A 13,062-nucleotide genomic window follows, 5' to 3' on the forward strand; every position below is an offset into this window, starting at 1 on the left:
ATCTCTCTGCCCGGATCTGGGGTACTACTACGAAAGCAGTGACGTGGAGGCCGGTGCACGCCGACTGGTTGAGGCTATCACCACGCACGACAATCAGGCCGGCTGGTATCGCGAGCGGCAGCGCACGCTGATCGGACGTCACTTGCCCGACAACCCGCAGGTGGTCGCGACTTATGCTGCCTTGCTGGATGACCTGATGCGCAAGCCTATTCGCTAACGAATCGGCAAACTCCTGTCTTTATCGCGACGCTCTATCTCGCGCGTCCGCATCTCGATCACGCTCGCGCTCTCGTCAGACGGCCAACACTGCGAGAGCGCAACGTCGAGTGATCCGACAACATCGTCAGTTATAGCTCACCAGGACGACAAGCGAGGCATCTTGAGGTGCGCCGGCTCCGTACGCCGGTTTCAGCATCATCAACGCGCCCTGCGCATCGAGCCTGTAGTGCCCGGTCGCATCCGCTGCGATCTGCCTGCCCGCCTGGTTCGAGAGTTTGACTTCAACTTCCCGGGAGACCGCCTCGCTACCCTGCCGCATGGGGCCAGCAGGTATCAGTGCGATATCGGCGACGGGTGAACTGCCGGGCAGGGCAGTCAGCCGGATACTGGTACCCGCTTCTCCGCTCGAGTCATACACCACGTTCGTCGTTGTGGCGGCAGTGCGAGCCGGTGTTACCGCGATCTCGAACGGGGGAGCGACGACTGCACCGATAAAGGTGATAGTCCCACTGCTTTGGGCCAACCCAGGGACTGCAAGTCCGCCTGTCAGAGCGATCAGTCCTGTTGTGCCAGCGAGATGAAGTCTTTTCCGTATTTGCGTTTTCATGACGACCTCCGGATGAACGACAATGCCGGCTTCTGATAAGTCCGGCTACCATGAGTGGTATTGCGGCACCGTTCTGGAAATCTTTAGATAGTTATAGGTCATTCCACCTTCAAAGACGTGAGGTATTCGAGAAAAATCGGCAGTTGCGGGAGCACGCGGGCGGCACGCTGTCAGAATGCACGATTTTTTAAACAACATGCTCTTCAAATAAGAATGGATGGGATTCCTAATATATCGATCAACCGTCCAGTGAACCGGGAAGCCTTACCGGCAGGGCGACAGAAAAGCGCCGCTACACCGTGAGCGGTTCCCAATCACCGCCCGCCCGGATGACAGAAAAGCCGGTATTCGATGACGCCGCGCCAGAGAAGTCCAGCACCCCATCAACGATTGCCTTGGTAGTTCTGACAGAATTTCCCGGGCCACGAAATCATCGACCTCCCGCTGCGAGTGGCGCTATCTCCTCGCCAATCCGACAGGGTCCTTCAACGCGCCTGCGAATTTGACCAGTCAGAAAATGCGTGAATATCGGTCCACAGGGTACACGGCGCGAAAGAACTGTAGTAAAAATCGCCCCTAGCATCGACATGGATCTATTTTTCAGCCAGATAAGCTTTAGAAGATACCTCACTATTAGAAGACAATATCCGTGTATCGACGTTCATGATTAAGGACTACAGATTTAGGGTTTTGTATTAGATGGTGTAGAGATCGAGGTGCTTGTTTGTCACCTGAAAGACCTAAAAATGTTGTTCAGTGGTATCCTGCAGCGCGTTTCATGGCGCGCATATTTATCTGACTCTGTTTGCATGCACGTATGAGAAAAATCAGAATAGGTATCGCGGACGATCATCCACTCACTCTCCGGGGGCTTGAGCACTATCTTCGGGCTATTCCCGACATCGAGATCTGCTTTAAAAGTGAAAGCATCGGTCATTTGCTTACCCAGTTGGTCGAGGTTCCCATTGACGTCCTTCTCTGCGATTACGAGTTCAAGGACAATTCTTATGCAGACGGGCTGGTTCTGCTCGAGCGGATTCGGCGCATGGTGCCACTCACCCGGGTCATCTTCCTGAGTTCACATTCTTCCGTGTATATCGTTTCCGCGGCGCTCGGGGCCGGGGCGGCGGGCTTCATTAGCAAGAGGGGGCCGGATTTTCTGAATCTGGCGGGTGCGATTCGTGTTGTGAATAGCGAGGGCATTTACCTGTCCGATTCCCTCGCCAGCAAAGTGCTGGCTACGACGGGGCGTCCGAAGGCAAGCGGCACTCACCCCGGCGTGCTGTCGGAACGGGAGTCAACTGTCGTGCGAATGATCTGCGAGGGTATGTCGATTGCCGAGGTGGCCAAGCGCCTGAGCCGTAGTCCGAAGACAGTGAGCAATCAAAAGAACGCTGGCATGAAGAAGCTTGGCGCAAAAAACGACGTTGAACTCGCCTTGATCATGCGCGAGTGGAATGTGAGCTAGTTCTTGTCAAACGCGCTCGATTATTCTGTAGGTGGGACGCCTGCTGGTCTTCTCGCTCGCATCAAACGGTTCCTTGTTAAGACTCGGGAAATCTGACGTTCCCCACATTTTCGTTAATTCAATCTCTGGGGTTCGACTCACTTTTGGGTATTGGCCTATTAACAGTCCCTGGTGCCAACGGCATCATCTTAGCTCCCTGAGGATTGCGGGAAATCTCAGGCGTTCAAGAATGTTTGTCGTTTTAATCTAGCGAAATCTACCCAAGGGAAAAGGAACACCGATGAAAAAGCAACTCACGCAGCTGACGATGGCTCTGGCAGGTCTCTCCGTTGCGCCGATGGTTTTTGCACAAACCGCTCCGGGTACGGGAACGGTGACGTTTAATGGCCAGCTGACTGCCGATACTTGCGTAATCAACGCCGGCGACATCAACAAGACCGTCACGCTGGACACCGTCTCTGCTCAATCGCTGCCGGTGGCGGGAGCGACTGGCGATGCCACGAATTTCACCATTTCGGTTTCGCAGTGCCCGGCGACCCTGAGCAGTGTCGCTGCACACTTTGAAACGACGAACATGGATCCGGCCACCCGAAACATTATCAACCAGGCAACCGTATCCCCCGCGACCAACGTGGAAGTGCAATTGGTGGATAAGGACGGCAAGACGCCGATTCTGCTCGGCAGCACGGGTTCGTTCTATCCGATTAACGCGGCCACCCAGTCCGCCACGATGAGCTACTACGGTCAGTACTACGCGACCGGTAAGACCGGCGCCGGTAATGTGACGGCTGTCACGAGCTACACGCTGGCATATCAGTAAGCGTCAAGTCAACTACGGCTGAATGACGTCGGGTTGCTTCTCCACCCCGGGAGCAACCCGAGAAATATCTCGACCAGTTCGGTCAGTCAGAGGGGGCTGAGTCCATTCAATGAAGTCCCGAATTCTTGCGGTTGCCGCAGCCGTCTGCGGCCTGACCGCTTTTACCGCGCATGCTGCTATCACAATTACCGGTACGCGCGTCGTTTACCCCGCCCAAAATCGCGAAGTCAATGTCCGGTTGAAGAATGTCGAAGACCAGCCAGTGCTGGTTCAGGCGTGGCTGGACGACGGCAATGCCGCGGCGGCGCCGAATGAAATCAAGGTGCCTTTTGCGCTGCTGCCATCGGTATTTCGGGTCGAGCCGCATAAAGGACAGGCGTTACGCATCATGTTCACCGGCGGCGATATGCCAAAGGACCGTGAGTCGGTTTACTGGCTGAATGTGCTCGAAATTCCGCCCAAACCCTCGGATGCCGATCAGCGCAACATGATTCAGCTCGCGTTCCGTACGCGAATCAAGTTGTTCTATCGCCCTGCGTCATTGCTCGACGATCCGACAGCGGAGCGTTCGAAGCTCAAATGGCATCTTGCGGTGGACGACAAGGGTGAGCATGTTGTTCGCCTGGAGAATCCTTCGGCTTACTACATTTCCATCGGAATGGCGGAACTGGATGCCGGGAGCAAAAGGATTTTCCTGAAGCCTGACATGGCGCCGCCATTCGGGCATGTCGATCTGGTTCCGCAATTCGGTGCACTCGACTTCAAGGCTCCGGGAACGGTCTCCTATACGGTGCTCAATGATTTCGGCACGGAGGTCAAGGATTCAGCACAAGTTGACGATGGGCACGAAGAAAAGATGCCACAGGGTCAATAACTCAGTTAGCTCCGTGATGTCGGGTATGCAAGACTACAAGAAAGCAGTTGGGGCGATGCGTGACGACGTCCCGGTTCGACGTCATCCACTCGCCTGGGCGGCAATCGTGGCATCCGGATGCTGGGCATTTTCACTGGACCCCGCGTTTGCGGCCTGCGCGCCTGGTGGCCTGGAATCGGAGGTGGCCGGCAATTGCGAGGCCTCCGCGGCTCAACCCGCCACGGCGCCTGCCCCTGGTCTGTCTCCGCGCGCTGTGCCGAGCGCTCCCCCGCAGGAGATCGAGTTCAACCCGGCGTTCTTCTCTGGCAATGTCGCCGACCTGTCGCGCTATTCCCGCGGCAATCCGGTGGCTCCCGGCATTTACCCTCTCGATCTGTCGATCAATGGTGAGGGGCGCGGACGTTACGAGGTCCAGTTTCTGGCCGTGCCGGGGTCCGACGTTGCCGCTCCATGTTTCACGTTGTCCAGTCTGGACCGGATGGGCGTGGATACCAACCAGGTGATCCAGAGGCTCAAGGAAGCGGGAAAATGGGCACCTGGCGAAGAGAAGGTGTCGGAATGCCTTCCGCTGTCGCAGACTGTGCCGGGGTCGGTGGCGTCGTTCGACACCGCCGATCTGAAACTCGATCTGTCGATCGCGCAGGTGGAATTGCGCAATGAACCTGCCGGGTATGTCGATCCTTCACGCTGGGACAATGGCATCAATGCGGGTTTTCTCCAGTACAGTCTCGCCACCTATACGAGTCACCAGAACGGTACCGGCACGGATCTGAACAGTGCCTATCTCGGCCTCCAGAGCGGCATCAACGTCGGCGGCTGGAGTTTGCGCCAGTGGGGCACCCTAAGCTGGCAGAACCAGGCATCGGGCGCGCACTGGCAAAGCGTCGCTTTGTTCGCGCAGCACGACGTTACGGCGCTCAAGAGTCAACTGACGATCGGCGATAGTTCGACGAGCGGTGACGTATTTGACTCCTTCAACGTGCGGGGCGTGCAGCTTTCCAGCGACGACCGGATGCTGCCCGATTCGATGCGTGCGTATGCACCGGTCATCCGTGGCGTCGCCAATAGCAATGCGCGCATTACGGTGCGCCAGAACAATATCGTCGTGGCCGAGACGAGCGTGCCGCCCGGCCCGTTCGAACTCCGCGACCTGCCGGCGACGGGGTACGGCGGCGATCTGCACGTGACCATCACGGAATCCGATGGTAGTCAACGGAGTTTTGTCGTGCCTTTCGCTTCAGTGCCGCAGTTGCTTCGGCCAGGCGTTTCGCGTTTTAACCTGACGTCTGGCGTCTATCGCGACCCGATTCTCGACGTTCATCCGTGGGTTGCGCAGGCCATCTATCAGCGGGGCCTCACGAATCTGCTTACCGGGTATACCGGCAGCCAGATGTCGGAAGGCTATTGGTCTGCAATTCTTGGTGTCGCGCTCAATACACAGCTTGGCGCGTTTGCGCTGGATGTCACGGCGGCGAAGACGGACGTGCCGGGCGGTTCTGGGGGCGCCCCTGGATACAGTACCCGGCTCAGCTACAGCAAGCTGCTTCCTGGGCCCAATACGAATTTTTCGGTTGCGGCCTACCGGTATTCGACTTCGCGGTTCTATAGCCTGCACGACGCGATCTACGCACGCAACTACACGGGAAACACCGCGAGCCTCGCCGACTATCGTGCGCGCAGCCGTCTGCAGTTGAATATCAATCAGCCGATCGGTAGTTCGAGTTCGTTCTTTATCGCGGGCAGCTCGCAGAACTACTGGGGCGCGGGGAAAGGGTACGACCTGCAATATCAGGTTGGTTTTAACAGCGCGTACAAGCGGATCCTGTACTCGTTGTATGCGCAGCGCACACGCTTGCAGAACGAACAGATCAGCACGCAGGTTGGCCTGAATCTCACCATTCCGCTGGGCCGGGTCGATTCGAACGAACACCATATGTTCGACTACCTGACCACTAACCTGACGAGCAGTTCGGGCGGCGATAGCACGCTACAAACGTCGGCCACCGGCAATACCACAGGTCCGACACCGGTCGACTATGGCGTCAACGCATCGCGGAACGTGTCCGGCGGCGATCCGATCTATGCCACGGGCGCCTATGCCCAGTACCGTGCGCCGTTCGGTACTTACAACGGTAACGCGTCGATCAGCAATCAGACGCGTCAGCTTGGACTCAACGCCGACGGCGCGCTGGTCATCCACAGCGGTGGCGTGACAATGAGTCCGGCACTGGGTCAGGCGTTCGCGCTCGTCGAGGCGCAGGGTGCGAAGGGGGGGCGGATCGTCAACGGCCAGGGCGCGCGTATCGACAGCAATGGCTATGCGGTCGTGCCGTCGCTCACACCTTACCGTGTCAACACCGTTGCGCTCGACCCGAGCGATGTCCCGCTCGATGTTGAACTGGGCAACACGAGCGCGGAAGTGGTGCCGCGCGCCAATGCGCTCGTAAAGGTAAAGATTGCGACCATACAGGGCAGGCCGATTTTCGCCGAGATCGACGACCAGAACGGCAACGCTTTGCCGATGGGCTCGGACGTGCTGGACGAAACAGGGAAATCGGTGGGTGTGGTCGGTCAGGGCGGCCTCGCTTACCTGCGCGGCCTCGAAGGCAAAGGGAAGCTGCTTGCGCGGTGGGGGAGCGACCCGTCGGAAGAGTGCGTGGCGGCCTACGTCATCCCGGATGAAGACAAGGCCGGCGACGTGAGTACCGTTGCCCGCATCCAGGTAAGCTGCGACCCGTCGCTGATCTGGTCTCCGCCGGTGAGGACGGATACAACGAACGCTTCCGCGGACGCGGAAGCCCCTGGTTTGCCTCACTGAGTTGCACCGACAGGGGAGGTCGGGAAATGAACAGTAAAGTGGAATGCTTATGGATTGCGTGCGTCATGTTTTGCTTCGCCGCTGCCGCGTTATTTGCGCCGGTCGGCGCGAGTGCTCAATCGTCTCCTACGGTCACGATCCATTTCACAGGTACCTATATCGCGGACACCTGTACGGTGGTCAGTTCACCGGACATGACGGTGACGTTGCCGACAATATCGACTCAAAGTCTCACGACGGCCGGGATGACGGCGGGTGCCACGGTTTTCACCGTCTCCATGCAATGTGACAGTGACGTAACGGGTGCGCTCGTGTATTTCGAAAGCGGTTCGACGACCGATCCGGCTACCGGCTATCTGGTGCCGCAGGCCGTGGGCGGCACGACGTCGGCCACCAATGTGGAAGTCATGCTGGAGAATGGAGACGGTTCACCAATCAAAGTCGGTGACCGGAATACGATGAAAGTCATTCCCGTCACCTCGACCGGTCCGACACCAGCCAACTTCATCGCGAAGTACTACGCGACTGGACGGACGACTCCCGGCATGGTGAATACGTACGTTACCTACGTGATCCAGATGCCTTGATCGCCGCCGGCGAACCGCGCTTTTCAATGATGTCCGATTCGACAGTTACATTCTTACGCCCGACCGTGCTGCACGCGGCGTTGCTGCGTGGTGGTGCGGAGCTGCCCGCCATCCACCTATGGCGGGCACGCTGCGCAACACTGGTCGAAACACTTCGGCAGGACATGGAAGACGGGGGGTATCCGGCAACGGACATCGACGAAGTCAGTCTCGTGCAATGCGTGTTGCTCGACGAACTGACGTTGCGTGCGTTGCGACCCCAGCAGCAGGGCGAGTGGTTACGCGAAACGCTGCAGGCGAGATTTCACGGTCTGCATGACAGTGTGGTCAACGTCCGGGCGCGTATCGACGAGGTCCTGCGGGGCGAACGCCACAACCGTGCAGCATTGGAACTCTATGGTGCCCTGCTGGAAAGGCATCCCGAGCAGGTTGCCATCATTCCGGAAGCAGATTCATGAAGACCCTTGCAGCTCACTATCGCGCTCCGCTGATCTGGCTTGCGTTGCTCGTGGCTGGCCTGATCTGGTTGTGCTTGCCGTTGGATTGGCAGCCCTGGTGGCCCGTCTTGCCCGCCGTAGTTCTGATGACAGCGATGGGAGTGATGGTGCTGTCTCGATACGGCATATCGTCTACGCGCAACACGGACAAGACCAGACCGATCCAGACGGCTCAACGGGATTCATCGTGCGACTTGCCGATTATTCTCGTAGTTGGCCCCTATGCGACTGCGTTGTTTGAGCATGGCGGTCGCGTGTCCACACAGCAGCATCGTGGCGATGCAATGTGGATCCTCGTGAGGACGCGGGCTGAACTGGCGGGATCGATTGCTGCGATCCGTGAGGCGCATCAGCGTTTGCCGGATGCCGTGCTGATGCCCGTGGTATCCGATGGTAACGACGACGAGGCAGCCATTCGCCGTGAATTTTCGGGGTGGCGGCGCGCACTCGGCGAAAGTGCACAGGGTTGGGCATGCGTATTGCCCTGCCATATCGCGATTTACGCATGTCTTTGCACGAACGATGACCCTGACGCGACGCCGGTCTGGTTTGGCGATGCCATGGATCCATCCGCGACACGGCCTGGCATCGAGAATGCGTGGCAGCTTGTGCGCTCGATTCGAAGTCAGCTGGATCAGGCGTCGATTGGGAGTTCGAATTCGGACGGTATGACACGCATGGGACTTGGACATGCGGTGTTCGACTGGCTCGAAGATTCCGCGCTGCTGTCGATCCTCTCGTCGGTGGCGAACACGGCGCCGTTTTCGTTACATGGGTTGTGGCTGGCCGACATAGGATATTGGCCGATGCGGCCCGGTGCGTGGATGCGATGGCTTACCGCTAAAACAGGCCTGCTGATGCCGCCCGGGAAGCCACGAGTACAATCGTTACCGCTGCCGGAAGTTATCGCCCGGCAGATCACTTCTTCGCATGCTCCGACCACGGCCAGGCCCACCATCGTTGCCCCGGATGCCAGGCGACGGCGAGCACAAGGGACGATGGCACACGTCGCGATGGCATCATCAGTAGTACTTATCATATCGATCGCTGTATCGGCATGGGCGAACAGTCGGATGATCGTGAATGTTGCCGACGAAATTAACGCCTTTCGCCACACCTCCGAGGATCAGATAGACGCGAAGCGCGAGCGGCTCGACGTGTTGCAAAGACGATACGCAGAGCTGACCCGCTACGCACATAGCGGCGTGCCAGCCGAACTGGGCTGGGGACTTTATCGTGGCGAAGCGTTGCAGGCTGCATTGAAGCAAACCATCGCAACCTGGCGTCCGCCTACGCTCGGCACGGCGGTCGACGGCATGACAATCGACAATTTGTCGCTCTTCGATAGCGGAAAGACCACGCTCAAGCCAGACGCCGAGCACAAGCTTCAGGCGGCTCTCGATCTGATCCGCGCGCATCCCGACAAGCGGGTTGTCATCGCGGGCCACACGGATGACGTCGGTTCGCGCGCGGCCAATCTGAAGCTTTCCGAAGCACGCGCGCGTGCGATTCGCGACTGGTTTGTCGGCAGAGGGTCGCTACCGGTTACGCGCTTTGCCATTCAGGGCTATGGCGACACGCGCCCGTTGGCCAGCAATTCGAATGCGCAGGGACGCGAGATGAACCGGCGCGTCGAGATCAGCCTCATCCTCGATCCGGGCACGCGTTGACCGATACGATCGAGATTGGGCAATCGCCCATGTTGGCGACCCGCGCCGGCCTCTAATATCACCGGATTCCAGTTTTCTGCTTGTAGCGGCGTTGTACTGCCGCTTTTCCTATTCTTTGGGCGAATAACGTCAGGCCATTATGTCGGTTCCTAACAATTCTCAGAAATTCATTGCCCGCAATCGGGCTCCCCGCGTTCAGATCGAATACGACGTGGAAATCTACGGATCGGAAAAGAAGGTCGAGTTGCCGTTCGTGATGGGCGTGCTGGCCGATTTGTCGGGTAAGCCGATCGAGCCGCTGCCCGCAGTCGGGGATCGCAAGTTCTTCAATATCGACATCGACAACTTCGACGAGAGGATGAAGGCCATGAAGCCGCGCGTCGCATTCGCGGTGCCCAACACGCTGACGAACGAAGGCCAGTTGATGGTCGACATCACATTCGAAAGCATGGGTGATTTTTCGCCGGCCGCTGTGGCGAGAAAAGTCGATGCGTTGTCGCAACTGCTCGAAGCGCGCACGCAGCTCGCCAACCTGCAAACCTACATGGACGGCAAGAGCGGTGCCGAAGGTCTCGTCAGCAAGGTGTTGAGGGATCCGGCCTTGCTCGAGGCGCTGGCGAAGGCGCCGAAGCGCGAAGTGACGTCGGCCGACGAGTCGGCAGTCAACGAATGAATCTTGCTTTTTCAAAGCGAAGACAGATCCTGAAAAATGGTGAAATGATGGCTGAACGTCAACCGAATATCCACGCCGCAGCAGCGTCGGGCGTGACCAGTGAACCGAATTTCAACGCGCTCCTCGCGCGCGAATTCAAGCCGAAAACCGAGCGCGCGCGCGAAGCCGTTGAAAGCGCGGTGCAGACGCTCGCACAACAGGCGCTGCTCGCTTCCGTGACCGTTTCCGACGATGCTTACAAAAACATCGAGGCGATCATCGGTGAAATCGATCGCAAGCTATCGGAGCAAATCAATCTGATCCTGCATCACGAGGATTTCCAGAAACTGGAAAGCGCGTGGTGCGGTCTGCATCATCTTGTGACGAACACCGAAACGGACGAAAAGCTGAAGATCCGCTTCATGGACGTTTCGAAGGACGACCTGCGCCGCACGATGAAGCGTTACAAGGGCATGGCGTGGGACCAGAGCCCGTTCTTCAAGCAGATCTACGAAGAAGAATATGGCCAGCTCGGGGGGGAGCCGTATGGCTGCCTCGTTGCCGACTACTACTTCGACCACACGCCGCCGGACGTCGATCTGCTCGCGTCGATCGCCAAGGTGGCCGCCGCATCGCATGCCCCGTTCATCACGGGCGCGGCACCCTCGGTGCTGCAAATGGATTCGTGGCAGGAACTCGCAAACCCGCGTGACCTGACGAAGATATTTACGCAGAACCTCGAATACGCGCCCTGGAATTCGTTGCGCAACTCGGAGGACTCGCGCTACATCGGCCTCGCCATGCCGCGCTTCCTCGCGCGCCTGCCGTATGGCGTCAAGACGAATCCGGTCGACGAATTCGACTTCGAGGAGTCCACCGACGGCTCCGATCATCGCAAATACGTGTGGTCGAATGCTGCTTACGCGATGGCCGTGAACATCAACCGTTCGTTCAAGCACTATGGCTGGTGCACGTTGATTCGCGGCGTGGAGAGCGGCGGCGTGGTCGAAAACCTGCCGTGCCACACGTTCCCGACCGATGACGGCGGCATCGACATGAAGTGCCCCACGGAAATTGCGATCTCGGATCGCCGCGAGGCGGAACTGTCGAAGAACGGCTTCATGCCGCTGATTCATCGCAAGAACACCGACTACGCGGCGTTCATCGGCGCGCAATCGCTGCAGAAACCGGTCGAGTACCACGATCCGGATGCGACCGCGAACGCGAACCTGTCGGCGCGTCTGCCATATCTGTTTGCCTGCTCGCGCTTCGCTCACTATCTGAAGTGCATCGTGCGCGACAAGATCGGCTCGTTCAAGGAGCGCGACGAGATGCAGCAGTGGCTCAACGAATGGGTCATGAACTACGTCGACGCGGATCCCGCGAATTCTTCCCAGGAAACCAAGGCGCGCCGGCCGCTGGCCGCTGCCGAGGTGGTGGTCGAAGACGTCGAGGGCAATCCCGGCTACTACCAGGCGAAGTTCTTCCTGCGCCCGCATTTCCAGCTCGAAGGCCTGACGGTTTCGCTGCGTCTCGTCGCGAAACTGCCGCTCGTGAAGGAAGCAGCCTGATCTGGCTTCGGCTGCTTTCCGGTCACTGAGCGGCAGACAGGCGCTCATTAAATATGCCTGAATTTCGATAGAGCTTCTTTCTAACCAACCCTGTATCAAGGAGTCGTTTCATGGCGCAAGACATCTTTCTCAAGATCAACGGGATCGATGGTGAGTCGGCCGATTCAACCCACAAGGACGAGGTCGACGTCCTGAGCTGGTCGTGGGCCGTTTCGCAGCAGTCCAACATGCATCTTGGCTCCGGCGGAGGCGCAGGTCGTGCGACGGTTAGCGATCTCACGTTCGAACACTATGTCGACCGCGCGACGCCGAACCTCACGCAGTACTGCCTGACCGGCAAGCACATCGATGAAGCGAAGCTCGTCGTGCGCAAGGCCGGTGGCAACCCGCTCGAATACATCAAGTTCACGATGAGCGATGTGCTGGTGACCTCGGTGAGTCCGTCGGGCGTGAGCGACAGCGAGTCGCGTCCGCGCGAGGTGGTGACGCTGTCGTTCGCCAAGATGAAGCAGGAATATGTGGTGCAGAACGCGCAAGGCGGCAGCGGCGGCGCGGTAACGGCAACGTTCGACGTCAAGAAGAACAGCGCCTAAGTTGCAGTCTTCCTGAATCGTGACCCCGCCGGATTTTCCGGTGAGCGATTCCGCGATGGTTGGCCAGGATGCCGGAATCGATGCCGGCATCCTGGTCAATTCGTTCCGGGCCGCGGGCACGATGTCCTTGATTCCAACAGATGGTTCCGAACTTATTTTCCTGCTTAGCCTTGTGGGCGCGCATCGTGGGCTGGCTGACCCTGGGCGGAGCCAGTTTGTTGCTGGCTTCATGCAGCAGCACGCCCGCGCCTGTTGTCAAGGAGCCGACGATTCTACGGCTGCGGCTCGTGGCAGCCGACAACGTCAACCCAAACGAGTGGGGAACCGCGGCGCCGATTCTGGTGCGGGTCTACGAGTTGAAGTCCGCGACAGCATTTGAGAATGCTGATTTTTTCACGCTGCAAAACGACGACAAGAAAATCCTGGGCGACGACGTGCTGGCCGTCGACGAAATGATTCTGCGTCCTGGCGACATACGGGAAATCGCCCGCAAGTCGAATACGGCCACCACGGCGATTGGGGTGTTGGCGGGCTATCGGGACCTCGGAAAATCCGTCTGGCGTGCGGTCTACCGGTTGCCGGCGGCACCCGATGCCGCATGGTACAGGGCGGTCATACCCGACAAGGAGCAAAAGCTGATACTACGGCTTGACCAGCGCACCGTTTCGATTTCAAAGTCAGACTAA

At 58.5% G+C, this 13,062-nt stretch carries 13 protein-coding genes; 12 read left to right on the forward strand and 1 reads right to left on the reverse strand.

Features of this window, described 5'->3' with window-relative positions; translation table 11 throughout:
- Positions 1-217: DUF2827 family protein (locus tag U5760_RS25835; protein WP_322015165.1), on the forward strand; the 217-nt coding region annotated here is incomplete at its 5' end.
- A gap of 126 nt (positions 218-343) precedes the next feature.
- Here U5760_RS25835 and U5760_RS25840 read toward each other — a convergent pair.
- Positions 344-826 (reverse strand): hypothetical protein, encoded by a 483-nt coding sequence (locus U5760_RS25840; RefSeq protein WP_322015166.1) that lies wholly within the window; start codon positions 824-826, stop codon positions 344-346.
- Positions 827-1,643: 817 nt separating this feature from the next.
- Between U5760_RS25840 and U5760_RS25845 the strand changes: the two genes are divergently transcribed.
- The 11 genes from U5760_RS25845 (at position 1,644) to tssJ (ending at position 13,062) form a co-directional block, all read left to right on the forward strand.
- Positions 1,644-2,294 carry a response regulator transcription factor gene (locus U5760_RS25845; RefSeq protein ID WP_322015167.1) on the forward strand — a complete coding sequence of 217 codons (651 nt, stop codon included), beginning with the start codon at positions 1,644-1,646 and terminating at the stop codon, positions 2,292-2,294.
- Positions 2,295-2,574: 280 nt separating this feature from the next.
- On the forward strand, positions 2,575-3,114 hold the full coding sequence (locus U5760_RS25850; protein WP_322015168.1) for a fimbrial protein: 540 nt from the start codon (positions 2,575-2,577) through the stop codon (positions 3,112-3,114).
- A gap of 109 nt (positions 3,115-3,223) precedes the next feature.
- A complete protein-coding gene (locus U5760_RS25855; protein ID WP_322015169.1) occupies positions 3,224-3,988 on the forward strand; it encodes a molecular chaperone in 765 nt (254 codons plus the stop codon).
- A 25-nt stretch (positions 3,989-4,013) separates the two neighbouring features.
- The gene (locus tag U5760_RS25860; protein WP_322015170.1) at positions 4,014-6,806 is read left to right on the forward strand and encodes a fimbria/pilus outer membrane usher protein; all 2,793 of its coding nucleotides are present in this window, start codon (positions 4,014-4,016) and stop codon (positions 6,804-6,806) included.
- Between the two features lie 26 nt (positions 6,807-6,832).
- Positions 6,833-7,393 carry a fimbrial protein gene (locus U5760_RS25865; protein WP_322015171.1) on the forward strand — a complete coding sequence of 187 codons (561 nt, stop codon included), beginning with the start codon at positions 6,833-6,835 and terminating at the stop codon, positions 7,391-7,393.
- Positions 7,390-7,851 carry a DotU family type IV/VI secretion system protein gene (locus U5760_RS25870; protein ID WP_322015172.1) on the forward strand — a complete coding sequence of 154 codons (462 nt, stop codon included), beginning with the start codon at positions 7,390-7,392 and terminating at the stop codon, positions 7,849-7,851. Before U5760_RS25865 ends, U5760_RS25870 begins: the two co-directional genes overlap by 4 nt.
- Complete coding sequence (locus U5760_RS25875; RefSeq protein WP_322015173.1) at positions 7,848-9,560, forward strand: OmpA family protein; 1,713 nt, start codon at positions 7,848-7,850, stop codon at positions 9,558-9,560. The genes U5760_RS25870 and U5760_RS25875 overlap by 4 nt, the downstream gene beginning before the upstream one ends.
- A 139-nt stretch (positions 9,561-9,699) precedes the next feature.
- Positions 9,700-10,233, forward strand: coding sequence for a type VI secretion system contractile sheath small subunit (gene tssB, locus U5760_RS25880; RefSeq protein WP_322015174.1), 534 nt, complete (start codon positions 9,700-9,702; stop codon positions 10,231-10,233).
- Positions 10,234-10,280: 47 nt separating this feature from the next.
- The gene (tssC, locus tag U5760_RS25885) at positions 10,281-11,783 is read left to right on the forward strand and encodes a type VI secretion system contractile sheath large subunit (RefSeq protein WP_322015175.1); all 1,503 of its coding nucleotides are present in this window, start codon (positions 10,281-10,283) and stop codon (positions 11,781-11,783) included.
- 110 nt (positions 11,784-11,893) lie between these two features.
- Positions 11,894-12,376 (forward strand): type VI secretion system tube protein Hcp, encoded by a 483-nt coding sequence (locus U5760_RS25890; RefSeq protein ID WP_322015176.1) that lies wholly within the window; start codon positions 11,894-11,896, stop codon positions 12,374-12,376.
- Positions 12,377-12,516: 140 nt separating this feature from the next.
- Positions 12,517-13,062 carry a type VI secretion system lipoprotein TssJ gene (gene tssJ, locus U5760_RS25895; RefSeq protein ID WP_415914180.1) on the forward strand — a complete coding sequence of 182 codons (546 nt, stop codon included), beginning with the start codon at positions 12,517-12,519 and terminating at the stop codon, positions 13,060-13,062.

This window comes from Paraburkholderia sp. J12, assembly GCF_905220215.1.
GTDB lineage: Bacteria > Pseudomonadota > Gammaproteobacteria > Burkholderiales > Burkholderiaceae > Paraburkholderia.

Coding starts and splice junctions, on each gene's coding strand:
- U5760_RS25840 (WP_322015166.1), bottom strand. CDS start 826: ATGAAAACGCAAATACGGAAAAGACTTCATCTCGCTGGCACAACAGGA.
- U5760_RS25845 (WP_322015167.1), top strand. CDS start 1,644: ATGAGAAAAATCAGAATAGGTATCGCGGACGATCATCCACTCACTCTC.
- U5760_RS25850 (WP_322015168.1), top strand. CDS start 2,575: ATGAAAAAGCAACTCACGCAGCTGACGATGGCTCTGGCAGGTCTCTCC.
- U5760_RS25855 (WP_322015169.1), top strand. CDS start 3,224: ATGAAGTCCCGAATTCTTGCGGTTGCCGCAGCCGTCTGCGGCCTGACC.
- U5760_RS25860 (WP_322015170.1), top strand. CDS start 4,014: ATGCAAGACTACAAGAAAGCAGTTGGGGCGATGCGTGACGACGTCCCG.
- U5760_RS25865 (WP_322015171.1), top strand. CDS start 6,833: ATGAACAGTAAAGTGGAATGCTTATGGATTGCGTGCGTCATGTTTTGC.
- U5760_RS25875 (WP_322015173.1), top strand. CDS start 7,848: ATGAAGACCCTTGCAGCTCACTATCGCGCTCCGCTGATCTGGCTTGCG.
- tssB (WP_322015174.1), top strand. CDS start 9,700: ATGTCGGTTCCTAACAATTCTCAGAAATTCATTGCCCGCAATCGGGCT.
- tssC (WP_322015175.1), top strand. CDS start 10,281: ATGGCTGAACGTCAACCGAATATCCACGCCGCAGCAGCGTCGGGCGTG.
- U5760_RS25890 (WP_322015176.1), top strand. CDS start 11,894: ATGGCGCAAGACATCTTTCTCAAGATCAACGGGATCGATGGTGAGTCG.
- tssJ (WP_415914180.1), top strand. CDS start 12,517: ATGGTTCCGAACTTATTTTCCTGCTTAGCCTTGTGGGCGCGCATCGTG.